The organism is Sphingomonas sp. CD22 (assembly GCF_034556155.1).
GTDB lineage: Bacteria > Pseudomonadota > Alphaproteobacteria > Sphingomonadales > Sphingomonadaceae > Sphingomonas.
The window spans coordinates 1-24,702 of sequence record NZ_JAYDYX010000004.1; the positions used below are offsets into that span (position 1 = coordinate 1).

Annotated in this window: 25 protein-coding genes; 12 read left to right on the forward strand and 13 right to left on the reverse strand. The window is 69.1% G+C overall.

The genetic code is table 11. From position 1 onward, the window contains the following. Positions 1–208 precede the first annotated feature (208 nt). From SFC76_RS08725 to SFC76_RS08740, 4 genes are read left to right on the forward strand one after another with little or no spacing between them, the layout of a single operon-like run. On the forward strand, positions 209–781 hold the full coding sequence (locus SFC76_RS08725) for a CvpA family protein (RefSeq protein ID WP_322849096.1): 573 nt from the start codon (positions 209–211) through the stop codon (positions 779–781). Then, on the forward strand, positions 778–1,215 hold the full coding sequence (locus tag SFC76_RS08730) for an iron-sulfur cluster assembly scaffold protein (protein WP_322849097.1): 438 nt from the start codon (positions 778–780) through the stop codon (positions 1,213–1,215). The genes SFC76_RS08725 and SFC76_RS08730 overlap by 4 nt, the downstream gene beginning before the upstream one ends. Continuing rightward, a complete protein-coding gene (locus tag SFC76_RS08735) occupies positions 1,208–2,974 on the forward strand; it encodes a cation:proton antiporter (RefSeq protein ID WP_322849098.1) in 1,767 nt (588 codons plus the stop codon). Before SFC76_RS08730 ends, SFC76_RS08735 begins: the two co-directional genes overlap by 8 nt. Then, the gene (locus SFC76_RS08740) at positions 2,971–3,300 is read left to right on the forward strand and encodes a DUF423 domain-containing protein (RefSeq protein ID WP_322849099.1); all 330 of its coding nucleotides are present in this window, start codon (positions 2,971–2,973) and stop codon (positions 3,298–3,300) included. Before SFC76_RS08735 ends, SFC76_RS08740 begins: the two co-directional genes overlap by 4 nt. A 4-nt stretch (positions 3,301–3,304) precedes the next feature. Here SFC76_RS08740 and SFC76_RS08745 read toward each other — a convergent pair whose 3' ends face one another. Further along, complete coding sequence (locus SFC76_RS08745; RefSeq protein ID WP_322849100.1) at positions 3,305–3,787, reverse strand: Lrp/AsnC family transcriptional regulator; 483 nt, start codon at positions 3,785–3,787, stop codon at positions 3,305–3,307. Between the two features lie 83 nt (positions 3,788–3,870). Here SFC76_RS08745 and SFC76_RS08750 point away from each other — a divergent pair, with 83 nt between their 5' ends. The 4 genes from SFC76_RS08750 to SFC76_RS08765 all read left to right on the forward strand — a co-directional run bounded on the left by SFC76_RS08750 (position 3,871) and on the right by SFC76_RS08765 (position 9,260). Beyond that, positions 3,871–4,734: an EamA family transporter gene (locus SFC76_RS08750; RefSeq protein WP_322849101.1), complete on the forward strand. Its 864-nt coding sequence runs from the start codon at positions 3,871–3,873 to the stop codon at positions 4,732–4,734. Positions 4,735–4,770: 36 nt separating this feature from the next. Further along, complete coding sequence (locus SFC76_RS08755; RefSeq protein ID WP_322849102.1) at positions 4,771–5,151, forward strand: M24 family metallopeptidase; 381 nt, start codon at positions 4,771–4,773, stop codon at positions 5,149–5,151. Between the two features lie 340 nt (positions 5,152–5,491). Beyond that, positions 5,492–6,175: a phosphoribosylanthranilate isomerase gene (locus tag SFC76_RS08760; protein ID WP_322849103.1), complete on the forward strand. Its 684-nt coding sequence runs from the start codon at positions 5,492–5,494 to the stop codon at positions 6,173–6,175. A gap of 574 nt (positions 6,176–6,749) precedes the next feature. Continuing rightward, positions 6,750–9,260: a TonB-dependent receptor gene (locus SFC76_RS08765; protein WP_322849104.1), complete on the forward strand. Its 2,511-nt coding sequence runs from the start codon at positions 6,750–6,752 to the stop codon at positions 9,258–9,260. A gap of 17 nt (positions 9,261–9,277) precedes the next feature. On the opposite strand, the gene SFC76_RS08770 is transcribed toward SFC76_RS08765, so the two are convergent. Further along, positions 9,278–10,657 carry an FAD/NAD(P)-binding protein gene (locus SFC76_RS08770; RefSeq protein WP_322849105.1) on the reverse strand — a complete coding sequence of 460 codons (1,380 nt, stop codon included), beginning with the start codon at positions 10,655–10,657 and terminating at the stop codon, positions 9,278–9,280. A gap of 134 nt (positions 10,658–10,791) precedes the next feature. On the opposite strand from SFC76_RS08770, the gene SFC76_RS08775 reads away from it, so the two are divergent. Together SFC76_RS08775 and SFC76_RS08780 are read left to right on the forward strand one after the other, a co-directional pair. Beyond that, positions 10,792–11,493: a TetR/AcrR family transcriptional regulator gene (locus SFC76_RS08775; protein WP_322849106.1), complete on the forward strand. Its 702-nt coding sequence runs from the start codon at positions 10,792–10,794 to the stop codon at positions 11,491–11,493. A gap of 119 nt (positions 11,494–11,612) precedes the next feature. Continuing rightward, positions 11,613–12,215, forward strand: coding sequence for an RNA polymerase sigma factor (locus tag SFC76_RS08780; protein WP_322849107.1), 603 nt, complete (start codon positions 11,613–11,615; stop codon positions 12,213–12,215). Between the two features lie 232 nt (positions 12,216–12,447). On the opposite strand, the gene SFC76_RS08785 is transcribed toward SFC76_RS08780, so the two are convergent. The 4 genes from SFC76_RS08785 to SFC76_RS08800 form a co-directional block, all read right to left on the reverse strand. Beyond that, the gene (locus SFC76_RS08785; protein ID WP_322849108.1) at positions 12,448–14,844 is read right to left on the reverse strand and encodes a DUF3772 domain-containing protein; all 2,397 of its coding nucleotides are present in this window, start codon (positions 14,842–14,844) and stop codon (positions 12,448–12,450) included. Between the two features lie 169 nt (positions 14,845–15,013). After that, complete coding sequence (locus SFC76_RS08790) at positions 15,014–15,727, reverse strand: class I SAM-dependent methyltransferase (protein WP_322849109.1); 714 nt, start codon at positions 15,725–15,727, stop codon at positions 15,014–15,016. Between the two features lie 335 nt (positions 15,728–16,062). Further along, positions 16,063–16,857 (reverse strand): SDR family oxidoreductase, encoded by a 795-nt coding sequence (locus SFC76_RS08795; RefSeq protein ID WP_322849110.1) that lies wholly within the window; start codon positions 16,855–16,857, stop codon positions 16,063–16,065. Beyond that, positions 16,854–17,993, reverse strand: coding sequence for a fumarylacetoacetate hydrolase family protein (locus tag SFC76_RS08800; protein ID WP_322849111.1), 1,140 nt, complete (start codon positions 17,991–17,993; stop codon positions 16,854–16,856). The genes SFC76_RS08795 and SFC76_RS08800 overlap by 4 nt, the downstream gene beginning before the upstream one ends. A gap of 391 nt (positions 17,994–18,384) precedes the next feature. On the opposite strand from SFC76_RS08800, the gene rpsU reads away from it, so the two are divergent. Further along, complete coding sequence (gene rpsU, locus SFC76_RS08805; protein WP_038658749.1) at positions 18,385–18,591, forward strand: 30S ribosomal protein S21; 207 nt, start codon at positions 18,385–18,387, stop codon at positions 18,589–18,591. 108 nt (positions 18,592–18,699) lie between these two features. Continuing rightward, complete coding sequence (locus SFC76_RS08810) at positions 18,700–19,299, forward strand: FKBP-type peptidyl-prolyl cis-trans isomerase (protein WP_322849112.1); 600 nt, start codon at positions 18,700–18,702, stop codon at positions 19,297–19,299. 131 nt (positions 19,300–19,430) lie between these two features. Here the strand turns inward: SFC76_RS08810 and SFC76_RS08815 are convergent, their stop codons facing one another. The 7 genes from SFC76_RS08815 to dut all read right to left on the reverse strand — a co-directional run bounded on the left by SFC76_RS08815 (position 19,431) and on the right by dut (position 24,699). Continuing rightward, entirely contained in the window at positions 19,431–19,676 is a 246-nt protein-coding gene (locus SFC76_RS08815; protein WP_245640815.1) for a hypothetical protein, read from the reverse strand. A gap of 130 nt (positions 19,677–19,806) precedes the next feature. After that, positions 19,807–20,577 (reverse strand): metallophosphoesterase family protein, encoded by a 771-nt coding sequence (locus SFC76_RS08820; RefSeq protein WP_322849113.1) that lies wholly within the window; start codon positions 20,575–20,577, stop codon positions 19,807–19,809. Between the two features lie 80 nt (positions 20,578–20,657). After that, positions 20,658–21,959: a UDP-N-acetyl-D-mannosamine dehydrogenase gene (wecC, locus tag SFC76_RS08825; RefSeq protein ID WP_322849114.1), complete on the reverse strand. Its 1,302-nt coding sequence runs from the start codon at positions 21,957–21,959 to the stop codon at positions 20,658–20,660. Continuing rightward, positions 21,943–23,079, reverse strand: coding sequence for a non-hydrolyzing UDP-N-acetylglucosamine 2-epimerase (wecB, locus tag SFC76_RS08830; RefSeq protein ID WP_322849115.1), 1,137 nt, complete (start codon positions 23,077–23,079; stop codon positions 21,943–21,945). Before wecB ends, wecC begins: the two co-directional genes overlap by 17 nt. Positions 23,080–23,102: 23 nt before the next feature. Beyond that, the gene (locus SFC76_RS08835; protein ID WP_322849116.1) at positions 23,103–23,864 is read right to left on the reverse strand and encodes a molybdopterin-synthase adenylyltransferase MoeB; all 762 of its coding nucleotides are present in this window, start codon (positions 23,862–23,864) and stop codon (positions 23,103–23,105) included. Then, a complete protein-coding gene (locus SFC76_RS08840; RefSeq protein WP_322849117.1) occupies positions 23,861–24,256 on the reverse strand; it encodes a hypothetical protein in 396 nt (131 codons plus the stop codon). Before SFC76_RS08840 ends, SFC76_RS08835 begins: the two co-directional genes overlap by 4 nt. Beyond that, positions 24,253–24,699, reverse strand: a complete 447-nt coding sequence (gene dut, locus SFC76_RS08845; RefSeq protein WP_322849118.1) for a dUTP diphosphatase — start codon at positions 24,697–24,699, stop codon at positions 24,253–24,255. The genes SFC76_RS08840 and dut overlap by 4 nt, the downstream gene beginning before the upstream one ends. Positions 24,700–24,702: the final 3 nt, after the last annotated feature.

Sequence of the window (24,702 nt, forward strand, 5' to 3'; positions counted from 1 at the left end):
TATGGACACGCCGCCGCCAGCGACGGCACGCACCATCCACCGCCCCCACAATGGGTCCCGGCCTTTGCCGGGATGACGAAGGAGGGGGGATGACGAAGAGGGGGGTGGACGAAGAAGGGGGGACCGCGACGGCAAGGGGCCACGAACGACGGTTCCCACCACGACCAAGGACTAGCGCCCCCGGCCGCGCATCCCTATTCCCTTTGGCATGGCGCTGACCGCTCTCGACATCATCGTTCTCGTCGCCGTGCTGGGTGCGGCGTTGCTCGGGCTGAAGCGCGGCTTCGTCACCGAAGTGCTGTCGCTGTTCGCCTGGGTGGCGATCGTCGCGATGCTCAAGCTGTTCCACGTCGCGCTCGCCGCCAAGCTCGCGGGCACGATCGGCACCGCGTCGGGCGCGGCGGTGGCGGCGTTCGTGGTGATCGCCGGCGGCACCTATGTCGGCGGCAAGCTCGTCGCCAATGCGATCGGCAAACGCACGCGCCAGTCGATCCTCGGGCCGGTCGATCGCGCGCTCGGCTTCGGTTTCGGCGCGCTCAAGGGGCTGATCATCGCCAGCCTCGGCTTTCTCGTCGCGGCGCTGCTGGTCGATACCGCGCGCGGTGGCCCGGCGCAGCGGCCCGACTGGATGACGCAATCGCGCTGCTACAATCTGCTCAACGCGACCAGCGCGGGGATCGCCGATTTCGTCGACCGGCGGCGGCGCGGCCTGCCGGTGTTCGGCGCGCGACAGAGCCTTCGATCCGACGATGCCTCCGACAATGCGAGCAGCCTGAAATGACCACGCCTCTCTACAATGCCGAGATCCTGCGGCTGGCGGCGTCGATCCCGCATCATGCGCGGCTCGACCATGCGCAGGCGAGTGCGGAGAAACGCTCGCCGATCTGTGGCAGCCGGGTGACGGTGGACGTCGGCGTCGGCGACGACGGCCGGGTCAGCGAGGTCGGGCTGCTGGTGCGCGCCTGTGCGCTGGGGCAGGCGTCGGCGTCGCTGCTCGCGCGCGAAATCCTCGGCAAGACGCCCGAGGAACTGGCGGCGGCGCGCGATGCGCTCACCGGGTGGCTGGCGCGCGAGGGCGATCTGCCGGACTGGCCGGGGCTCGACGTGTTCGCGCCGGCGCTCGATTATACCGCGCGGCATCCCTCGATCCGGCTGGCGTTCGAGGCGGCGGCCGAGGCGGCGTTGGCGGCGCGCGAGGCGCATGCGCATGCATGAGGCGGCGGGCGGCGCGTCGATGCTGCGCGACGGGGTGATCCTGCTGGGGTTCGGGCTGGGCTTCGTGTTGCTGTTCCGGCGGCTCGGGCTGGGTGCGACCTTGGGTTTCCTCGTCGCCGGTGCCGTCGTCGGGCCGCATCTGCTCGGCCTCGTCGGCGATGCCGAAGCGAAGATCGGGGTCGCCGAGCTCGGCATCACCTTGCTGCTGTTCATCGTCGGGCTGGAGCTCAACCCGACCCGGCTGTGGCGGATGAAGCAGGAGATTTTCGGGCTCGGGCTGATCCAGGTGGTGGTGTGCGGGCTGGCGATCACCGCGGTCGTCTGGGGCGCCGCGCATTTCTCGCCGACCGCGGCGCTCGCGCTCGGGCTGCCGCTGGCGCTGTCGTCGACCGCGCAGGTGCTGCCGCTGCTGCAATCGTCGGGGCGGCTGCGCACGCCGTTCGGCGAGCGGGCGTTCTCCATCCTGCTGTTCCAGGATCTGTCGATCGTGCCGCTGATCACGATCGTCGCGGCGATGAGCCGCAACCCCGCCGATGCCGGCGGGCCGCCCGGCTGGCTGCTGGCGCTCTACACCGTCGCGGCGGTGGGCGGGCTGATCCTCGCCGGGCGGTTCGTGCTGCGGCCGCTGTTCCGGCTGATCGGCAATCTCGGCGAGCGCGAGATGTTCGTGTTTGCCGCGCTGTTCACCGTCATCGCCAGCGCGGCGGTGATGGAGGCGCTGGGGCTGTCGACCGCATTGGGCGCGTTCATCGCCGGCGTGATGCTGGCGGACAGCCCGTACCGGCACGAGCTGGAGGCGGATGTCGAGCCGTTCCGCTCGATCCTGCTCGGCCTGTTCTTCCTCGCGGTCGGCATGATGCTCGACCTGCACGCGATTGCCGAGCGGCCGCTGTTCGTGGCGAGCATGGCGCTGGCGCTGATCGCGACCAAGACCGCTGTTATCATGGGGATCGGCCTCGCGTTCAGGATGACGTGGCGCAGCGCGCTGGCGCTCGGCGTGCTGCTCAGCCAGGGCGGCGAGTTCGGCTTCGTGTTGTTCGCGCAGGCGCAGCAGGGCCTGCTCGTCGCGCCCGAGGCGGCGAGCCTGTTCGGTGCGATCATCACCGTGTCGATGGCGACGACGCCGTTCCTGATGGGCGCCACCCGCCGCTTCCGCGAGGAGCCCGTCGCCAAGGACCAGGCGCGCGACGGACCCAAGGCCGACGGCGCCAATGCGATCATCGTCGGCTACGGGCGGTTCGGCCAGACGGTGGGGCAGATGCTGCTCGCGCAGAAGATCCCGGTGACGCTGATCGACCGCGATATCGAGATGATCGACATCGCCGGCGAGTTCGGCGCCAAGGTCTATTACGGCGATGGCACGCGCCTCGACCTGCTGCGGCAGGCGGGCGCGGCCGAGGCGGAGCTGATCCTGTTCTGCATCGACGGCGACCAGATCGAGCCCGATACGCTGGAGGGGGTGCACGAGGCGTTCCCCGATGCCGCCATCTATGTGCGTGCGTTCGACCGGCGCGCACTGGTCAAGCTCAAGAAGTCATCGGGCGTGTTCGTCGTGCGCGAGGTGCTCGAATCGGCGGTGAAGATGGCGCGCGTCGCGATGCGCGACCTCGGCATCGCCGGCGCCGAGATCGATCGCGCTGAGGAAGCCTATCGCGCGCGCGACAAGGAGCGATTGCGCATCCAGATCGAGGCGGGCGATATCCGCGCGGCGCGGTCGATGGTCGCCGAGCAACAGCCATGGGGGAATGATCCGCGATGATCGTGGCGATACTGGCAGCGCTGTCGGGCGCGATCGCGGTGGCGGCGGGCGCGTTCGGTGCGCATGGCGCGAGCGGGCCGGCGGTCGAATGGCTCAAGACCGGCGGCCAATACCAGTTGATCCATGCGGTGGCCGCGATCGTCGCGCTGCGCTGCGAGGCGCGCGGACCGGCATGGCTGTTCGTCGTCGGCGGTGCGGTGTTCGCGGGGACGCTGTACCTGATGGCGCTGGGGGCGCCGCGCTGGTTCGGCGCGATCACGCCGATCGGTGGCGCGCTGCTGATCGGCGGCTGGCTGTGGCTGGCGTGGTCACTGCGCGGCGCCTGAGCCGTCATACCAGCGGGCGGCCGCGCGTCGGGTCGTAGCGGACGATCTCGCGCAGGCTGACCAGCGTCTCGAACAGGCGGACGTCGTCGTCGGCGGCGAGCACCGCGTCGGAGAAATGCTGATAGGCCTCGATCGTCGGCACCGCGACGATGAGCAGGAAGTCGGTCCGGCCGGTGACGTTCCAGGCGCCGATCACCTCGGGCCGCTGCTGCATCTTGCGGGCGAAGGCCTGTTCGGCGCGCAGATTGCTCTGATGCAGCTCGACGAGGACGTGGATGGTGATCGACGGTTGCAGCCGGCCGGGATCGACGATCGCGACGTCGGCGACGATCACGCCGGTGCTGCGCAGCCGCCGCAACCGGCGCAGCACGGCACTTTCGGAAAGGCCGATCCGCTCGGCCATCACGCGTGCGGGCATGAGAGTATCACGCCGCACGAGGTCGAGAAGCCGGTGGTCGAAGGGATCGAGCGTAACGGATTCGGTCATCTTCCGCCAAATAACGCCGCGATCCGTCACGCGACACCGGAATCGAGCGACCGCCGTCGCGCGGCCGCCGCTAGAAGACGGGTATGACGACCCGCTTTCAACCCGGCGCGACCCACCGCCTGCTGCCCTATGCCGCGCTCGCCGCATCGATCACGACCTTTTGCGTCGGCACGTCCTTCGCCAAGCGCCTGTTTCCGCTGGTCGGCGCGGAGGGGACGAGCGCCTATCGCGTCGGCTTTTCGGCGATCGTCCTGCTCGCTTTGGTGCGGCCATGGCGGTTCGGGCTCGCGCGCGGGGATGCGGCGCGGATCGTGCGCTATGGCGTGGCGCTGGGATCGATGAACCTGTGCTTCTACATGGCGCTGCGGACGTTGCCGCTCGGCCCGACGATCGCGATCGAGTTCCTCGGGCCGCTGTCGGTATCGCTGTTCCACGCGCGTCGGCCGGTGCATGTCGCGATGGCGGCGCTGGCGGTAGCGGGGCTGGCGCTGCTGCTGCCGTTGCGCGTCGGCGCGCAGGCGCTCGATCCGGTCGGCATCCTGTTCGCGCTCGGTGCCGCGACCGGCTGGGCCTGCTATATCGTTTTCGGCAAGCGGACCGCGCATCTGCCGGCGGGGCAGGCGGTGGCGTTCGGCATGACGAGCGCGGCGCTGTTCGTCGTGCCGATCGGCGTCTATCACGCGGGGGCGCTGCTGCTGACCCCGGCGTGGATCGGGCTGGGGCTGATCGCCGCGCTGCTGTCGAGCGCGATCCCTTATTCGCTGGAGATGGTCGCCCTCAAACATATTCCGGCGCACAGCCTCGGCGTGCTGCTCAGCCTTGAGCCCGCGGTGGGGGCGGTGGCGGGCGCGGCGTTGCTCGGCGAGACGCTGACGCCGGCGCAATGGGGCGCGATCGCGATGGTGATGACCGCATCGATCGGCATGATCGCCGCGAGCGAGCGATAGGCGGCTTTGGGATCAATCGGGGGTGGAGCGATGGACATGACGATGCAATCCGGGGACCCGCGTTTCGCGGCCTTGTTGGCGGCGGAGGATCGGGCGCTGGCGCTGCTCGAGGTGATCGAGGCGCGCGGGCTGATCCGGCCGGGGCGCAGCGAGCGCGAGATCGAACAGGACATCCGCGGCATCGCGCGCGAGGCGTTCGGCGTCGCGCGCGACTGGCACAAACGGATCGTCCGCGCCGGCCCGAATACGCTGGCGATCGCCGCCGACAATCCGCCGATCGCGACGGTGCAGCCGGACGATATCGTCTTTCTCGACCTCGGCCCGGTGTTCGGCACCTGGGAGGCCGATGTCGGGCGGAGCTATGCGGTCGGCGACGATCCCGCCAAACACGCGCTCGTCGCCGAACTGCCGCGCTAGTTCGCCCTGATCGAGCAACGGCTCGCGGCGGAGCCCGACATCACCGGCGCGGCGCTGTACGATCATGCCTGCGCATGTGCGGCGGCGGCGGGCTATCGCTTCGGCGGGCGGATAGCCGGGCATATCGTCGCCGAATTCCCGCACGCGCGCCTGCCCGGCGAGCGGCAGGCGCATCACATCAGCCCGGCCAACCCGCTGCCGCTGAGCGATCCCGACGCGTTCGGGCAGCGGCGCTACTGGATATTGGAGGTGCATCTGGTCACCATCGACGGTGCGTTCGGCGGCTTCTACGAGCGGCTGGCGCGGGGGTCGGCGCCGGTGCGCGGCGGGGGGCGTTGAGATGCGGACACGGGTGAAGATCTGCTGCATCGCCTCGCCCGACGAGGCGCGGATCGCGGTGGCGGCGGGCGCCGACGCGCTCGGGCTGGTCGCCCGCATGCCGTCCGGGCCGGGGCCGATCGGCGACGATGCGATCGCCGCGATCGCGGCCGAGGTGGCGCCGCCGGTGGCGACCTTCCTGCTGACCGCCGAGACCAGCGCCGCCGCGATCGCTGCGCACATCCGCGCCACGCGGCCATCGGTCGTGCAGATCGTGTCGCACATCGATCCGGCCGAAGCCGCGGAATTGGCGATGCTGGCGCCGGAGGTGCGGCGGGTACAGGTCATCCATGTCGAGGGGCCGGAGGCGCTGGCGATGATCCCGCTCTACGCGCCGTATGTGCATGCCTTCCTGCTCGATTCGGGGCGGCCCAATGCAGCGGTGGCCGAGCTCGGCGGAACAGGGCGCGCGCACGACTGGTCGATCAGCGCCGCCTTCGTGCGCGCCAGCGAGCGGCCGGTGTACCTCGCCGGCGGGCTGACCGCGGAGAATGTCGGCGAGGCGATCAGGCGCGTGCGGCCGTTCGAGCTCGATCTGTGCTCGGGCGTGCGGCGGGACGGGCGACTGGATGCGGCGAAGGTGGCGGCGTTCATGGCTGCGGTGCGGCGCGCAGATGCGGCGCGGGGCGGGGGCTCGGCGGGATAGCGGCGGGGGGCGTCGCGGGATTCGGCTTCCGCGTTCGGTCGGGCCGTCTCAAGCCTCGCCGGAGCGATGTCGGTCGTTCGAAGAAGAAGGAATGTTCGCGCGGAGGCGCGGAGGACGCGGAGGAGTAGTGTTTGACGCAATCTGATCTGCGATCTCGACGGCTCGTGGGGCGCATCGTCGCAACGACGGACGCGACACCTCCGCGTCCTCTGCGCCTCTGCGTGAAACCGGATCACGGCGTCGCAGCGTTGGTGGGAAACAGCCTTCGCCAATTGGAGAGATCGTCATCCCGGCGAACGCCGAGACCCATGGACACGCAGCGTCGGCGATAGCGCGTTTCGGTCACCTCGGCTGTCGCGATACCCCTGCGAAGGTCGGCACGTGCCGTATCGAGGCCGGGGTGCATGAGGGTTCCGCGTTGGCGGAGAGGACGAACGGCGCGAGACATCGCATCCCCCGCCCGAGCCTCACCCACCGCAAAGTTTTTCTTCGCCCTAAGTCATGGGCTTGATCGGCTATGCTGCACCGCACGCGCAACAGCGCAGCGAATACGGACCAGGTATAGGGGGTCATCGTGACGATCATCAGCGAACTTCTGCTCGCGGCGAGTTCCGCCGCGCTTGCGGCGCAAGCCGCACCCGCGCCCGCCCAGCAGGACGAGCCCCCCGCGGTCGCCGAACCCGCACAGGCCGCGCCCGTCGCCGACGCCGCGGCGCAGCCCAACGAGGGCGACGACATCATCGTCACCGGCACCCGCACCGCCGGGCGCAGCCGCCTCGACAGCGTCGCGCCGGTCGACGTGCTGAGCGGCGCCAGCCTGCAGCGGCAGGGGACGACCGAATTGGCGAGCGCACTCGCCGCGATCGCGCCGTCGATCGACTTCCCGCGTCCGTCGGCGACCGACGGCACCGACGCGATCCGCCCGGCGACGCTGCGCGGCCTGTCGCCCGACCAGACGTTGGTGCTGATCAACGGCATCCGCGCGCACGCCTCGTCGCTGGTCAACACCAACGGCAGCGTCGGCCGCGGCTCGGCGGCGGTCGACCTCAACACCGTGCCGACCGTCGCGCTCGACCGGATCGAGGTGCTGCGCGACGGCGCCTCGGCGCAATATGGCTCGGATGCGATTGCCGGCGTCATCAACCTGCGCCTGCGCGAGGCGCGCAGCGGCGGCGGCGGCTCGGTCACCTACGGCTTCTACGACTCGCAGGTCGACACCGCCAACAACCGCCGCGACGTGAAGGGCGAACATGCCGTCACCGCCACCGCCTGGCAGGGCATCGGCTTCGGCGACGACGGCTTCATCACCGTCTCGGGCGAATATACCAAGCGTCAGCCGACCAACCGCGCCGACCTCGACACCCGCGTGTCGCCGCGCCGCGTCACCGGCCGCTACGGCGATCCCGAGGTGGAGCAATATACCGGCTTCGTCAACGCAGGCACCTCGCTGACCGACAATCTCAAGCTCTACGCCTTCGGCGGTTATCAGGACCGCGACAGCCGCAGCGCGGCCTTCCCGCGCGTGGTGTCGGTCACCCCCGCCGCGTCGGCCGCCGCGCTCGCGCTGCTCACCCGTGCGGGCTATCCCGATGGCTTCCTGCCGATCATCAACACGAAGTCGAAGGACATCAATTCGGCAGCCGGCATCCGCGGCGACGTCGGCGGCTTCAATATCGATCTCTCGCTCAGCTACGGCCGCAACCGGATCGACTATCGTACGCTGAACTCGGCGAATTATGCCTATGGTACTGCGACGCCGCGCAACTTCTACGACGGCGCGACGATCTACGACCAATATGTCGCCGGCCTCGACGTCACCCGTCAGTTCGACGTCTTCCAGTCGCTCAATGTCGCCTTCGGCGTCGAGGGACGCCGCGAGGGCTACAAGATCCTCGCCGGTGAGCGCGCATCCTATGATTATCCGACGGCCGGTACGGTCACCGGCATCCCTACCACCACGACCAATGCAACGCCGGGCGCGCAGGGCTTCGGCGGCTTCTCGCCCCTTAACGAGACCAAGCGCAGCCGTCGCAACGGCAGCGCCTATCTCGATCTGGAGGCGCAAGTGACCGACCAGTTCCTCGTCGGTCTTGCCGGCCGGTTCGAGGATTATTCGGACTTCGGCTCGACCGCGACGGGCAAGGCTTCGGCACGCTACGACATCACGCCGTGGTTCGCGCTGCGCGGCACCGCCTCGACCGGCTTCCGCGCGCCGTCGCTCCAGCAGCAATATTTCACCCAGATCGCCTCGGTCGTCACCAACGGTGTGCCGGTGCTGACCGGCACCTATCCGTCGACCAGCCCCGTAGGCACCGCGCTCGGCGGTCTGCCGCTCGAACCCGAGAAGTCGACCAATTTCTCGGCCGGCACCGTGATCCGCGCCGGCGGCTTTGACCTGACGATCGACGCCTATCGCATCCATATCCGCAACCAGATCGGTCTGTCGGAAAACATCACGACCTCCGCCGCTCAATCGGTCGCGGTCAACACCGCGATCGCCAGCTTGCTCGCGTCGACCAACACCGGTGCCGCGGCGGCGCGTTTCTTCATCAACGGCCTCGCCTCGACCACCAAGGGAATCGACGCGGTCGCGCATTACCGGCTGGCGACCGACACCGTCGGTGCGTTCGACCTGACGCTGGCGGGCAACGTCAACAAGGTCGACGTGACCCGCGTGCCGACTTCGACCGCGACGCTCGACCCGGCGCCGACGCTGTTCGCGCGCAGCCGCATCCTGACGCTGGAACAGGGCACGCCGGGCGAGAAGGTGACGGGGCAGATCGACTGGTCGCTCGACCGGATCGGCGCGCTCGCCCGCGTGACCTATTACGGCGACGTCAACCAGCCGGGAACGGTAGCCAGCGGCGACGTCCATACCGGGAAGCATGCGATCACCGATCTCGAATTGCGCTACGCCACCCCCAAGGGCGCGCAGATCGGGCTCGGCGTCAGCAACCTGTTCGACGTCTATCCCGACCGGACGATCGCGGCGAACAATTCGACCGGCGTGCTGGGCTTCCCGTCCTATTCGCCGTTCGGCTTCAACGGCCGCTATCTCTACGCCCGCGCCGGCCTCAACTGGTAAAGGGCAGGGGGCGGGGGCTACAGGCCCTCGCCACCCACCCATTGCGCATTGGCCAGCCGCCGCGCGAGCGTCCAGTTCTGCTGGCGGATATCAGGCACCGCGACCACTTCCCACAGCCCGCCGCGGGTCATCGGGCCAATGCAGAACAATTGCGGGTCGGCGATCCCGTTGCGGCCGATCACCTGCGATTGCGCATCGACGTCGAGGCCGATCCGCAACGGGTCCGGCCGGATCAGCCCCTGGCCGAGCAGGTCGCGCAGCAGCGGCTCGTCGGAGCGAATCAGATCGCCCTGCGGCCCGGTGCAATTGACGATCCGCGCCACCCGCGTCTCGACCCCGTCGTCGGACCCGCGCGGCCGCCAGCGCACGCGTGCGCCGCTGCCGTCCGCGCTCGCCCCCGCCAGCTTGCCCGCCGCGAAGCGGAGCCGCCCGGCGGCGCACAAAGCGTCGACCCGCGCCGCCACCGCCGGCGCGAGCCGGTGGCGATGCACGTCCCAATAGGGCCGCAGGTGGCGCAGGAACCGCGCCCGCGTCGCCGCGTCCGCCGCCCCCCACATCATCTGGGTGATCGGCCGCAGCTCGTCCACCCCGGCGCGCCAGCCGACGATCGCGGCGCGGCTGCGGACGTGGCACACCAGATGCGACAGCGTCCCCGCCGGCCGCTCGCGCAGCCCGGGCTGCGGCGGCGTATCGGCATGCGGCCGCGGCACCAGCCCGCGCCGCGAGACCGCAACGATCCGACCGCCGAACCCCGCCGCCTCCAGCAGCAGCGCCGCGTCGATCGCGGTCAGCCCGGTGCCGATCAGCAGCACATCATCGTCCGGCCCCAGGCCCGCCGTGATGTCGCCCGCCCAGGGGTCGGCGCGATAGCAGCCGTCGGGCAGCTTTGCCGGGTCGAGGCCGGGCGGGGTGTGCGGCGGCAGATTGCCGATCGCCAGCACCGCGACGTCCGCGGCGATCGCAGCGCCCGCGTCGAGCGTCAGCGTCACGCCCCCCGCGTCACGCGCCAGCGCCACCACCGCGCCCTCGACCAGGGTCAGCCGCCCGGGATGCGCCGCCACCGCCGCGTCGAGCATCTCGCGCAGATATGCGCCATAGATCCGCCGCGACACGAAGGTCTTGGCGTCGCCCAGCGCCTTTGCCTCCAGCCAGCGGACGAAATGGCCGGGATCGTCGGGCAGCGCGCTCATGTTGCCGGCGCGGACGTTGAGCAGATGCTCCTCGTGCGCCGCGCTATAGGCGACGCCGCGCGCCATCTGCGTCGGACGGCGCTCGATCAGCGTCGCGCGTGGCCCGTCGTGGCGCATCAGGTTGATCGCGAGCAGCGTCCCCGAAAAGCCGCCGCCGATGATCGCGACGTGATCGCCGGCGTGGGTCGGGTCGGTCGTCGCTGTCACTGGCCTGTCTCCTGCAAGCCCGCCCCCTAATCGCTGTGTGCCATTGCGGCAACGGGCGGGCGGTGGACATCGCCGGGGACGGTGGCCATGGTGGCGACGGTTGGGACGACGGAAACGGAGCAGGACTCGGGCGGATGACGGTGACGACGGATGACGGGGTGCGGGCGAGCGCGGGCGGCGCCGCGCAGCGTCGCGCCGGCCGGCCGAGCCGCAAGGAGGCGCAGGCGATCGAGGCGCTGATCCTCGACGGTACGATCGCGGCGATGCGCGACGCGCGCTACGCGACGCTGTCGATCGATGCGCTGGCGCAGGACATCGGCGTCACCAAACAGACGATCTACCGCCGCTTTCCCAGCAAGGACGCGCTGATCGACGCCGCGATCCGCCACAAGATGGACCAGATCCACGCCTTCGCGCGCGACACCGCCGACAGCGTCGCCGAACCGATCGCCAGCCTGCGCACCTTCGCGCGCCATATGTTCGACATGATGCTCAAGCCCGAGAACGTCGGGCTGGCGATCTTCATCGACCACGCCTCGCTCACCGACGCCGCCTTCGCGCGGCGCCGCCAGCAATGGCACGTCATGCTGATGGCGCCGATGAAGAGCGCGATCGTCACCGCGCAGGCGCAGGGCCGGCTCGACGCGGGCGATGTCGAGGGGATGGTCAACATGCTGTTCGACCTGCTCGCCGGCCCGGTCAACCGCATGCGCTACAGCGTCGCGCCCGACGTCGCGCTGGAGGGATTGTGCGAGGATCAGGCGTTCGCGGCGCGCTTCGACGTCTTCCTGCGGCTTTACGCGCCGGTGTTGCCGGGATGCTGCACCGCAAAATAAAAAGGAACCGGTCAGTATTGTAATCGTTCGATACCTGCCTCTATGGGCTCGCGACGCCCGCGCCGACACCGTTCGTCCCCGCGCCCGTCCAGTCTGTCTCGTGTCGAGTGATGAACCGCATGACCACCGCCGCTTTGCCGCCCGACGTGCTCACCGAACGCGGCTTCGTCGCCGCGATCGACGCGGTGCTGCCGTCGCTTCGCCGTTATGCCCGCCACCTCAGCCGCGACCAGGGCGACGGCGACGACCTCGTCCAGGAGACGATGGCGCGCGCCTGGGCGGCCCGCACCCGCTTCCAGCCGGGCACCAATTTCCGTGCCTGGCTGTTCCGCATCCTGCGCAACCTGTTCCTCAGTGACCGCCGCCGCGGCGGCCGCAGCGTGTCGTGGAACCCCGATATCGACGACGACCGGCTGGTGACCCCCGCCGATCAGGAATCGGGCGTCATGCTCGCCGACCTCGACGCCGCGCTCGACAGCATCACCCCCGGCCAGGCCGAGGCGTTGGTCCTCGTCGCGCAGGAGGGCCTGTCCTACGAGGAGGCCGCGGTCCGCCTTGGCGTGCCGATGGGGACGGTACGCAGCCGCGTCTTCCGCGCCCGCGCCGCGGTGATCGACCGCCTCGCCGGCACCGCGCCGACCCCGGCGACGCTCCCCCCGCCGGCCGCGCTGGGCGAGGGCTATCGCCGCTGGAAGCACGCCGGCACCGGGATGATCGGTTAGGGGTAAATCGACACTAGTGAAATTCCTCCCCCGCCAGGGGGAGGTGGCGCGGCGAAGCCGTGACGGAGGGGGAGGACGCGGAACAGGCGTGTCGCTTACCTCCCCCTCCGTCATGCCTTCGGCATGCCACCTCCCCCTGGCGGGGGAGGAATTATCTGATAGACCCCCGAATGTCGGGTGCCACTACGAGGGGCTGTGGAAGGACCAATGGGCCTCGCGTCCCAGGCCGTGCTTACCCCGCCCCCGCATCCCCGAGCTGCGGCGGCACCGCCACCCATTCCACCCGCTGCGGCACCGTCCCCAATTCGATCCCCTCGTCGCGCATCCGCCGCAGCAGCGTCAGCAGCACGTTGCTGCGTGCCTCGCCGGTGCTGCGCGGGCTGGCGACATGCGCGAGGCAGTTGAACAGGATGCGGCCGTCGCCGATGCCGTCGATCAGCACCGCCGGCGCCGGTGCGTCGAGCACCATCGGCTCGGCGACGAACGTCTCCAGCACGATCGCGCGCACCCGGTCTGCATCGCTGGCGATCGGCACCGAGAAATGGATCTGGATCCGCCCCATCGGTCCGGCGAGCGTCTTGTTGAGCACCGACTTGGTGATCAGCTCCGAATTGGGGACGATCAGCGTCGAATGGTCCGCCAGCTCGATCTCGGTCGAGCGCACGCTGATCCGCTTGACGTCGCCCTCGTCGGTGCCGACGCGGATCAGGTCCCCGATCTTGATCGGCCGCTCGGCGAGCAGGATCAGCCCGGAGACGAAGTTGGAGGTGATCGCCTGCAGGCCGAAGCCGATGCCGACCGACAAAGCGGACAGCAGCAGCGCGATCCGCTCCATGCCGATGCCGAGCGAGGCGAGCGCCCACACCACCGCCAGCGCGATCGCCATATAGCGCGCCACCAGCCGGATCGAATTGCGCACGCTGCTGTCGAGGTCGGTGCTCGGCAGATAGCGATGGTCGAGCCAGCCGGTGAACTGCCGCACCAGGAACAGCCCCAATGCGAGCACCGCGACGAAGCGGATGATCGTCCCCGGCGAGATCGCGATGCCGCCAACCTCGACGCCGCGCGCCAGCCCGCCGACCCGGTCGAGGAACGAACCAAAGCCCGCGCCGAACGGATAGAGCAGCAGTCCCAGCGCGACGACGATCACCGCCAGCCGCAGCACCGCCGACAGCAGCACGCCGAACTGGTCGACCGCGCTGCCGCTGATTCCCATGCCGTGGCGCAGCGTCAGCCCGACGCGGCCGTCGCGCTGGAACAGGCTGGTCGCGACATCGTCGATGACCACCATCAATAGATAAGTGCTCACCCCCAGCAACGTCGCCCAGATCACCGCCTGGGTGATCGTGATCGCCAGCCCGACATAGCCGATCAGCAGCGCCAGTCCCGCGCCGGCGACGACCAGCCACACCGCCAGCGTGATCGCCCCGACGCCGGCGCTCGCCGCCGCCTCCGCTTCGCTCTCGCCGTCCGCCGCCTCCGCCGCGCGCAGCCGGCCGATGATGACCAGCGTGCCCGCGATCAGGATCAGGTGGACGATCACCTCGACCACCTGCGTCCCGAGCAATGCGGTCGGGCTGACCCCGGCGGTGACGTTGAACCGGTTGACGAGGATGACGACGAAGGTCAGCGTCGCGAACGCCCAGGCCACCGGGCGCAGCGCGGTCGCGGTGGCATCGGTCAGCGTCGTCACCCGCCACGACGGCTGCCGCGCCATCAGGAAGGCGGCGCCGACCGCCGCGGTCAATCCGCTGAACGCCGCGGCGAGCACCAGCGCATCGGCCAGCGCGTTCCACGCCGGCGCGAGCAGCGCCGACCAGCGCAGCCCCTGCACGAAGAGGAATGCGGCGGCCATCGGCATCGCCGTGCCGATCAGCACCCGCCACAAGGCGTTGGCCGAGCGCCGCACGCGATGCCCCGGCGCATCGGCGATCAGATAGCGCTGGCCGATCCGACGCAGGAACTGCCGCACCGGGATCAGCATCACCAGCGCCAGCAGCGTACCGAGCAGCGCGCCGATCGGAAAGCCGCTGCGTAGCCCGATGTCGATCTGCGTCCATTCGCGGCCGAGGAAGGTCGACACGCGCCGGCTGTCGCGCGGCAATGCGGCGAACATGTCGCTCCAGAAATGCGGCGACAGCGGGGAGGGGGTGCGTACCGCGATCCGCTGGTTGATCTCCTCGGCCTGCGTCTCGTCGATCTCGGTGACGAGCTGCCCCGCCTCGACCGCGACGAGCTGCCCGCGCTTCGCTTTGGAGTCGAGCGCGCTGCGTGCCTGTGCCAGCGCGCGGCGCTCGGCGCGGATGTCCGGCGCCTCGACCACGCCGGCGACCGGTGGCCCGAGCCCGGCGATGCGCGCATCGACCAGCGCGAGCTGGCTGCGCAATTGTTCGGCCGCCTCGCGCGCGTCGCTCTGCGCGCCCAGCGCCTGATCGCGCAACGTGCCGCGCGTCTCACGATCGACCTTGCCGTCGAGCGCCTTGTCGACGGTATCGAGCGCCACCTCGGCCCCGGCGAGCTGCCGGCTCGCGGTCTCGACCGGCGTGGTCTGCGCGGCGGCTGGTAAGACAAACGCCAGCGCAACCAGCGCCAGCATTGCCACCCACCACCTCCACACCAATGCCGTCATCACGCCCTCCGTCGAATCACGCCGGTCTACGGGCAGACACGTAACAAAGCGAGCGGATCGCGATAACGCAACAACCCCGTCGGTACGCCGCTGAAGCACCCGATCTGCTTCTCTCGCCGGCAAATGCGAGCGTCAGGCGCTGCGGCTCTGCATCGACGTTTCCGGGCCTCTACTTTTCACGACGCAGAGCTATGTCGTGATAGCCTTGTGGATGGAAAGCAAACCAGGCGATGGCGAAATCATCCGCGTGATTGATCAGAAATTCACATACTGCCTGCATGACGCCATAAGGAATAATCTCAAGTGGCGACCATGAGGTAAAATCATTGAATATCAGATAGCCGCCCGGCCTCACTTTGTCCCAAGCCGCAGCGATATCTCTTGTTACGCTATCATAATCATGGCCGGCATCGATATATATCCAGTCGAAACTGCTGCGGTCGAAATCTTCGAGAACAAGCCACGATATGCCTTCGTGGAGGATAACCTGAGACGATGAAACGTAAGGTTCAAACCAGAGTTTGTCGAAGAGGGTGTAATTCGAGTCGATGAGATGGAGCTGTGCTGGCTCTGCGACCTGAAGCATATGCTTTGCGAAGGCGCCTCGTTGTGTGCCGACTTCCACGCCACGTCCGCCCTTCGGCAATCTCGCGATGAGGGTTTCCCGATTTGGCAGAAGGGTCGCTTTCTCCATAACGGCTTCCGGCAGCGTCGGAGGCGAATTGCCGGCGAAGCTCAGGATCGGAAGTTGTTGCGTGCCGGCGTGATAGGCCAATATGGCAGCTTGAGAGGAGATAATGGAGGCGTGAACCGCTTCGCCCAGTCGTCTTTCCAATTGTGCAACGAAATTGGCCAATTCAACTTGATTGATTTCATTGGGCATGAGGTTGCACCATCCTTTACGCAGCTCGACAAGCAAAAGTTGCGGTTACATGCCGGCGGCAGCCGAAAGGTCGGCGTGTAGCAAGCGGGTGACCGCATTATGCTGCATTATAGAGCGGTTCGGATCGGCATTACGTCGGTCGCTGGATTTAACGATCGGCGGCCACAGCTAGCAGTAAGCGAGGGCTGATTTGTGCGAAAATTCACCGTAAGCGATGCTACAGGTAAACTGACAGGCGGCTCGTCCTCTGTCCTGAAGCCTTTGGAATCAAACGCCGGGATCGTCTGGACGCCGCGGCGGGGCGGGGCGGTGCTCGACCACCGCCCGGCACCCCGTCACCGCCAGCCGGCGTCCATCCAGTAATTGTGCGCCGTGCACATCCGCGCATCCTCGGACGCGAGGAACAGCACCAGCGCGGCGATGTCCTCGGGCTCGATCCGCCCGTCGAGGCATTGCGCCGCGACGATCTCCGCCTCGCCCTCGGGCGTGTACCATTTCTCCTGGCGGGGCGTCTTGACGTTGCCCGGCACCACCGTGTTGACCCGGATGTTGTCGCGGCCGAGGTCGCGGGCGAGGCTGCGCGTCAGTCCCTCGATCGCCGCCTTGGCGGTCTGGTAGAGGACGAGGTCCTCCAGCCCGAGGTGCCAGCTGATCGACCCGAAATTGATGATCGATCCGCCGCCCGCCGCCTTCATCGCCGGGATCACCGCCTGCGCCGCGAAGAACTGGTGGCGCAGATTGACGTTCATCCGTTGGTCCCAATAGGCCGGCGTCACCTCGGCAACCGTGTGTCGATCGTCGTTCGCGGCATTGTTGACCAGCACGTCGACGCCGCCCAGCTCCGCCTGCAAGGCGGCGAACACCGACGCCAGCGCGTCGACATCGGTGAGGTCGAGCCGGCGGAACACCGGCACGTGCGCGACATCGCCCATCCGCTCGACCAGCGCGTGGCTGTCCGCCTCGGCGACGTCGACGAAGGCGACCTTGGCGCCCTGTCGCGCGAACGCCTCGACCAGCCCCGCGCCGATGCCCGAACCGCCGCCGCTGATGATCACCCGCTTGCCGCGCAGCGAGGGATAAAGCGCGCGCCGGTCGTTGCTGTCCACTGTCGTCTCCGTCGTGAGGGTCATGCGAGCAACCCGCGGCCGGCGAGATTGCGGATAAGCGAGGTCAGGCCGAACCGCCACGGCGGCGCGGCCTTCGAGGTGCTGACCGTGTTGACCAGCCGGCCGAGCCGCGGCGTCTCGATCGCCACCATGTCGCCGATCTTGTGGGTGAAGCCCTGGCCGGGCACGTCGCGGTCTTGCGTCGGCGCGAACAGCGTGCCGAGGAACAGCACGAGGCCGTCGGGATACTGATGCTCGCTCAACGCCTGGCGCAGCAGCTCCTCGGGATCGCGGCTGATCTGGTTCATCGAGCTGGCGCCGTCCAGCGTATAGCCGTCGGTGCCCTCGATGCGCAGCGTGATCTCCGCCCGGCGCACGTCGTCCATCGTGAAGTCGGCGTCGAACAGCCGCACGAACGCGCCCAGCGAGCAGGAGGCGTTATTGTCCTTCGCCTTGCCGAGCAGCAGCGCCGACCGCCCCTCGAAATCGCGCAGGTTGACGTCGTTGCCCAGCGTCGCGCCGACCGCGCGGCCATCGGGGCCGGCGAGCAGCACCACCTCGGGCTCGGGGTTGTTCCACGTCGAGTCCGAGCGGATGCCGACGTCCGCGCCCCAGCCGACCGTCGCCAGCACCGGCGCCTTGGTGAAAATCTCGGCATCGGGGCCGATCGCGACCTCGAGATATTGCGACCACAGACCCTCATCGATCAGCGCCTGCTTGAGCGCCGCCGCCTCGGGCGAGCCGGGCACCACCGCGCGCATGCTGCCGCCGATCCGCCCTTCCAGCCGGCTGCGCACCTCGGCCGCCGCGCCGGCATCGCCGCGCGCGCGCTCCTCGATGACGCGCTCCATCGCCGACACCGCGAAGGTGACGCCCGCCGCCTTGACGCATTGCAGGTCGATCGGGCTGAGCAGCCGCGGCAGTCCGTCGACCGACAGGCCGATCGCATCGAGCGCGCCGATCTCCTCGCCCTGCGCGTGATCGAAGGTGCCGCCGGCGACCAGCTCGGCGACGGTGGGGGCGACGCGCGCCATGTCATAGGCGATGCCGTCGACGACCAGCACCGGGCTCGGACCCGCGCCCAGATCGATGCGGCCGAGCCAGCGCGCGCTGCGCCAGTCGCTGCCGAGCGCGTCGGCGGGGTCGAAGGATATCGGCATTGGGCTCTTCTCCGGATCGGACGCGCCGGCCGATCGGACGTCGGTCGGCGGGCGCGGCGGTGACGCTGGCCCTGACGGCACGGCGACCGGCCCGGCGGGCGGGACATCGCCGATGCCCTCGCCCTTGCCGCGGCGTTCGCCGTCTTCCATCTCTCCCAGCTCGTTATCGCTACCATTAGCTTGCACAATCCGCGCCGCAAGCCGAAAGACACCGGGCCGACTAACCCCGCGCGTGCGCGCGGCGGGCCGATCATCCCCGCGCGTGCCGCGCGGCGGGCAGGCGCGGGCGCGCGGGTTGCGCATCGCGCCGCGCGCTGCTACGGGCACCGCTCGCACGGCGCGGACCTTCGTCTGCAGCCGCCATAGCTATTGACCGGAGTGTTTCAGTTCCATGCAGATCGTCGTCCGCGACAACAATGTCGACCAGGCCCTTCGCGTGCTTAAGAAGAAGCTGCAGCGCGAGGGCGTGTACCGGGAGATGAAGCTGCGTCGTCACTTCGAAAAGCCGTCGGAGCGCCGCGCGCGCGAACGCGCCGCCGCCGTCCGCCGCTCACGCAAGCTCGATCGCAAGCGCGCCGAGCGCGACGGTGCGCGCTAAGTCATCGTGACGACCGCGAACACGCCTTCCTCCGGATGCGTGTTCGCGCGAAGTTCGTGAATTCAACCGGTGACGGCCGGCCCGGCACCACAACTCCAGGTGCCCCAGATGTCGACCGTCACCGCCGTTCCATTGCGTCCCGTCAAGCGGACCTATCTCGTCTACCTCTGGGTAGGCATCGTCGTCGCCTGTCTCGCGGCCTTCCTCTTGGCGCGGCAGGGCGACGACTTCCTCACCCGCAACGCTCGTGCGAGCGGCGTGGTGACGACCCCGTCGGGGCTGCAGTATAAGGTCGTGCAGCCCGGCGCGCCCGGTGCCGCCAGGCCGACCGACAGCGACGTCGCGCTGATCAATTACGAGGGCAAGCTGCTCAACGGCACCACCTTCGACAAGTCGCAGCAGCCGACGCCGATGCCCGTCGCCGGCGTCGTCCCCGGCTTCTCCGAGGCGCTGAAGCTGATGCCGAAGGGCGCCAAATACCGCGTCTGGATCAAGCCCGCGCTCGGCTATGGCGCCGAGGCGAAGGGACCGATCCCCGCCAATTCGACGCTCGTCTTCGACATCGAACTGATCGACTTCCTGCCTGAAGCCGTCGTCCGCCAGATGCAGGCGCAGGCGCAGGCGCAGGCGCAGGGTGCGGGCGGTCCCGGTGGCCCCGGCGGCATGCCGCGTGGCGCGATGCCCCCGGGCATGCCCGGCGGCCGCTGATCCGCCAGCACGACGAAAAGCCGGCGCTGGACCATCCAGCGCCGGCTTTTTCATGTCCGCGATCGGCCTGCGCCGGGCAAAAAAATAGCGGCCCGAAGGCCGCTATTCCCTAGCCGAGGCTGACGGTCAGCTTAGTTGCTGTCCGCGTTGTCGTCGCTGTCGGCGACAACGACGATGCCCGCGACGACGGCAGCGGCCGCGATCAGGGCGATCACGATCCCGCCACCGGCGAGCTCGTTCTTCTTGGCCGAGGTCGAACCGGTGCGAACCGACTTCGACACCGACAGGCTGGCTGCGGGGTTCGCCGGAGCGGCAACCGCAGGAGCAACGGCCATAGTGGCGGCCGCAGCGGCCATGACAATCTTACCGAAACGCATGAAATAACTCCCTCTTGTGCTCGTCACTGGTTTGCATGGCAGAAGTATATAGACGCGACAACAGTTTAACCGCCCGCTTTCGGAATGGCCGGCGACCGTGGCGGCGACGCAACACGTCGCCGGATGCCGGTCACTCCGCGCGGGTCGCCTGCACCGTCCAGCGCGCGCTGCCCTCGAGGCCCAAAGCGGTGAGGATGCCCGTCTCATAAGCCCCGGTATCGACACCGATCCGATGGACCTGCTCGTCGAGCCCGGCGCTGATCGTATGGCCATGGACCACCATCTTATCGAGCGCGCGGTCGTGGTCGAGGAAGGGGTTGCGGATCCAGCGCAGGTCGGCGCCGCGTTGCGCGGTCAGCTCGGTACCCGGCCGCACGCCGGCATGGACGAAGACGTAATCACCGATCGTCACCATATCCTCGAACGATTCGAGGAACGCCTGATGCGCGGCGGGCACGCGGACGCGCATCGCCGCATGCAGCTCCTCATAATCCATCCGGTCGTAATCGGCGGCGTCGATCCCGTAGCTCATGATCGTCTCGCGCCCGCCGATCCGGCAGAACATGCGTAGCGCCTTGGGTTCGCCCTTGAGCGATTCGAGGAACACCTCCTCATGATTGCCGAGCAGGAAGCGCGTGTCGGGGCGCTCCGCCGCGAGCAGCCGCAGCCGCTCGATCACCGCCGCGGACGCCGGCCCGCGGTCGACGAGGTCGCCGAGGAAGACGATGGTCGTGCGCGCCGGGCCGCGCGCCCGGTCGTCCGCATCGATCCTGGCGAGCAATTGGTCGAGCAGATCGGCGCAGCCGTGGACGTCGCCGACCGCATAGACGCGCTCGCCCTCCGGAATGGCGGTCAGCGGCGTTACCGTGGAACGGCGCGCGTTGAGCAGCTTCTTGAGCATGGATTCCCGTCGATCGTGCCGAATGGCAGGTATACCCACGCAGGTCTGGCGGCAACAGCCTGAACCCCGCGTGAAAGTGGCTAGCCGACGAGCCTTAGCACATCGTGCACCGGCGAGGCGACCGGTGGTTGATCCGGCCAGATCCCACGCGTGTCGAGCACCGCCTTGTCGCGCCGCTCCTCGATCGGCACCGAGCGGAACACGTCGTGATCGACCAGCACGATCATGATCGGGCAGCATTCGATCGCGCTGTCGATGTCGATCAACGTCGCACCGGTGCCGTCGAACGCCTTGGGCAGGGTCGCGGCATAGGGTTCGACGATCCGCACCCGCTCGCCGAAGCGTTCGGCCAGCGCCTGCGCCACCTTGAGCGCCGGGCTTTCGCGGAAGTCGTCGATGTTCGCCTTGAACGCGAGGCCAAGGCAGGCGACCGGCGCGCCCGGCCGCGCCTCGATCAGCGCGCTCGCCTGCGCGACGACATGATCGGTCTTGCCGTCGTTGACCAGCCGCGCGGTGCGGATCAGCGGCGTATTGGCGGGATCGGCGTGGACGAGGAACCACGGATCGACCGCGATGCAATGACCGCCGACGCCCGGCCCCGGTTGCAGGATGTTGACGCGCGGATGGCGGTTGGCGAGGCGGATCACCTCCCACACGTCGACCCCCATCGTATCCGCGATCAGGCTGAGTTCGTTGGCGAAGGCGATGTTGACGTCGCGGAAGGCGTTTTCGGTCAGCTTGGTCATCTCCGCCGCGCGCGCGGTGGTGGTGACGCAGGCGCCGCGCACGAAGCGGCGGTAGAAGGTCAGCGCCTTGCGCGCGCAGCGCGGCGTGATGCCGCCGATGACGCGATCGTTGTCGATCAGCTCGACGAGGATGCGGCCGGGCAGCACGCGCTCCGGGCAGTAAGCGATCGCAACGTCGGCCGCCTCGCCGGCGCGGCCGGGTACGCGCAAATCGGGGCGCAGCTCGGCGAGCAGGTCGCGCACCCGCTCGGTGGTGCCGACCGGCGAGGTCGATTCGAGGATGATGGCGTCGCCCGGCTTGAGCACCGATGCGATCGTCGTCGCCGCCTGCAGCACATATGCGATGTCGGGCGCGTGGTCCTCGCCGAACGGGGTCGGCACTGCGATGACGAAGACGTCGGCGGGCTCGATCCGCGTCGACGCGCGCAGCGATCCGCGCGCCACCACGCCGGAGACGAGGCCGTCGAGATCGACCTCCTCGATATGGACGCGCCCGGAATTGACCGTCTCGACCACCGATTCGGTGACGTCGACGCCGAGCACCTTCGCCCCCGTCCGCGCGATCACCGCCGCGGTCGGCAGGCCGATATAGCCGAGGCCGAGAACGACGACCTTGAGTTCAGAGTCCGAAATCATCGGCGATGATCCTTGCGATCCGGGTGCTGGCCTGGCCGTCGCCGAACGGATTGTGGGCGCGCGCCATGGCGGAATAGGCAGCCTTGTCATCGAGAAGCGTGAACACTTCGGAAACGATGCGGTCTTCGTCGGTGCCGATCAAGCGTGCGGTGCCCGCCGCAACGCCTTCGGGCCGTTCGGTGGTGTCGCGCATCACCAGCACCGGCTTGCCGAGCGCGGGCGCTTCCTCCTGCACGCCGCCCGAATCGGTCAGCGCAAGGTCGCACAATTCGAGCGCACGGATGAAATGCGGATAGTCGAGTGGCGCGATCCGCGCGACATTGTCCGGCGTCCCCAGCCATTCGTCCATCACCGCGCCGACATTGGGATTGGGGTGCATCGGAAAGATCACCGCGACATCGTCGCGCGCCGCGATCCGCGCGATCCCGCGCGCGATCGCCGCCATGCCGTCGCCGAAATTCTCGCGGCGATGCGTGGTGACGAGGACGATGCGCTTCCCCGCGAACCGCGTCGCGAGCGGGTCGAGTTCGCCGGCCAGCGCCGGCGTCTCGGCGATGCGGCCGCGCGTCCAGAGCAGCGCGTCGATCACTGTATTGCCGGTGACATGAACGCCCGCGGTGACGTTCTCGCGCGCCAGCGCCGCCGCGGCGGTGTCGGTGGGCGCGAAATGCAGATCGGCGATCGGTGCGACGATGCGCCGGTTCACCTCTTCGGGCCAGGGCTGGTAGATGTCGCCCGAGCGCAGTCCCGCCTCGACGTGCGCGACCGGGATCTTGCGGTAATAAGCGGCGAGCGCACCGACCATCGCGGTCGCGGTGTCGCCCTGGACGACGACGCGATCGGGCCGCACCCGGTCCATCACCTCGCCCAGCCCGGTGAGCAGCCGCGCGGTCAGCCGGTCGAGCGACTGGCCCGGTTCCATCAGGTCGAGGTCGATGTCGGGGGACAGTCCGGCGATGGCGAGCACCTGGTCGAGCAGTCCGCGATGCTGCGCGGTGACGCAGGTCACCGTCTCCATGCCGCCCGCCGCCTGCAGCGCCCGCACGACGGGGAACAGCTTGATCGCCTCGGGGCGGGTGCCGAAGACGGTCAGGATCTTGGGGCGGCTGGCGCTGGTCATGCCGGCTAACTAGCGCCCGTCGCTTAATTTCGGACTAAGCCACAGGTCGGGCAGCCGGGGTCCTTGGGCAGCGTCAGCGTGCGGAAGCGCAGCGACAGCGTATCGGCGAGCAGCAGCTTGCCGGCGCTGTCCTCGCCGAAGGCATGGAGCGCGCGCAGCACCTCCAGCGCGGCGAGGCTGCCGATCGCCCCCGCCATCGGCCCCAGCACGCCATCCTCGGCGCAGCTCGCGCCGGGGCGGTCGGGATCGCTGCCGACGAAGCAGCGATAGCAGGGCTTGCCCGGCTCCCAGCCGCGGAACACGCCCAATTGCCCGTCGAACTGGCCGATCGCCGCCGAGACGAGCGGCACCCGCGCCGCATAAGCCGCATCGGCGACGATCAGCCGCGTCGCGAAATTGTCGCACCCGTCGAGCACCGCGTCGGCATCGGTGAGCAAAGCGGCGACGTTGCCGGCGTCGACCCGCACCGCCCGCGCCACCGCGACGACGTGCGGGTTGAGCCGCCGTGCCGCCGCCGCTGCCGTGTCCGCCTTGCCCGCGCCGATATCGGCGGTGGCATAGATCGTCTGGCGTTGCAGGTTGGACAGATCGACCGCATCGTCATCGACGATCGTCAGCCGCCCGATCCCCGCCGCGGCGAGATAGGGGATCGCCGGCGATCCGATCCCGCCCGCGCCGATCACCACGACATGCGCGGCGGCGAAGCGCTGCTGACCGGCGCCGCCGACCTCCTTCAGGACGATGTGCCGGGCGTAGCGGGTCAGTTCCTCGTCGGAGAGCGTCACGCCGGCCAGGAGAAGGTGAGGCTGGTCCGATACCAGATGTCGGCATCCGCCGCGCCGGGATCGATATTGCCGCGCGCCATGCTGGAGACGAGGCCGGCGGCATATTGCTCGACCGAGGGGCAGGCGATCGCCCGCGGCACCACCCGCTTGGGCTGGCCGCCGGGCCCGACCAGCACGGCAAGATCGACCTTGAGCACATAGCCCTGCGGCGACGGCGTCGCGGCGGTGCACCGCCCCGCCTTCACCTCGGCGCGGACGAAGCTCGACAGATTGGCACCATCGTCGGGATCCCGGCTGTAGGGCAGCGGATGCAGCGTGCTCCAATCCTGCGGCGGCATCGGCATGGGCGATGCACCGGCGAGCTGGGCGGCCAGGAGAATTGCTGTGATCATCGGCCGGTCGATCCGAACCCTCCGCTTCCACGGTCGGTATCGTCGAGCGCGTCGACGATTGCCAGCGTCGCGCGCTGAACCGGGGCGGGGACGAGTTGGGCGATGCGTTCGCCGCGCGCGATCGGGAAGGGCGCGTCGCCGAGGTTGATGAGGATCACCTTCACCTCGCCGCGATAGTCCGAATCGATCGTGCCGGGCGTGTTGAGACAGGTGATGCCGTGCTTGATCGCCAGCCCCGAACGTGGCCGCACCTGCACCTCAAAGCCTTCGGGGATCGCGATCGCGAAGCCGGTCGCCACCGCCGCGCGCGCACCCGGCGCCAGCGTCATCGCCTCGGCCGCCACCACGTCCATCCCCGCCGCGCCCGCGGTCGTATAGGCAGGCAGCGGCAGCCCCTCGCCGTGCGGCAGGCGGCGGAGGCGGATGGCGATGGCTTGGCTCATGCC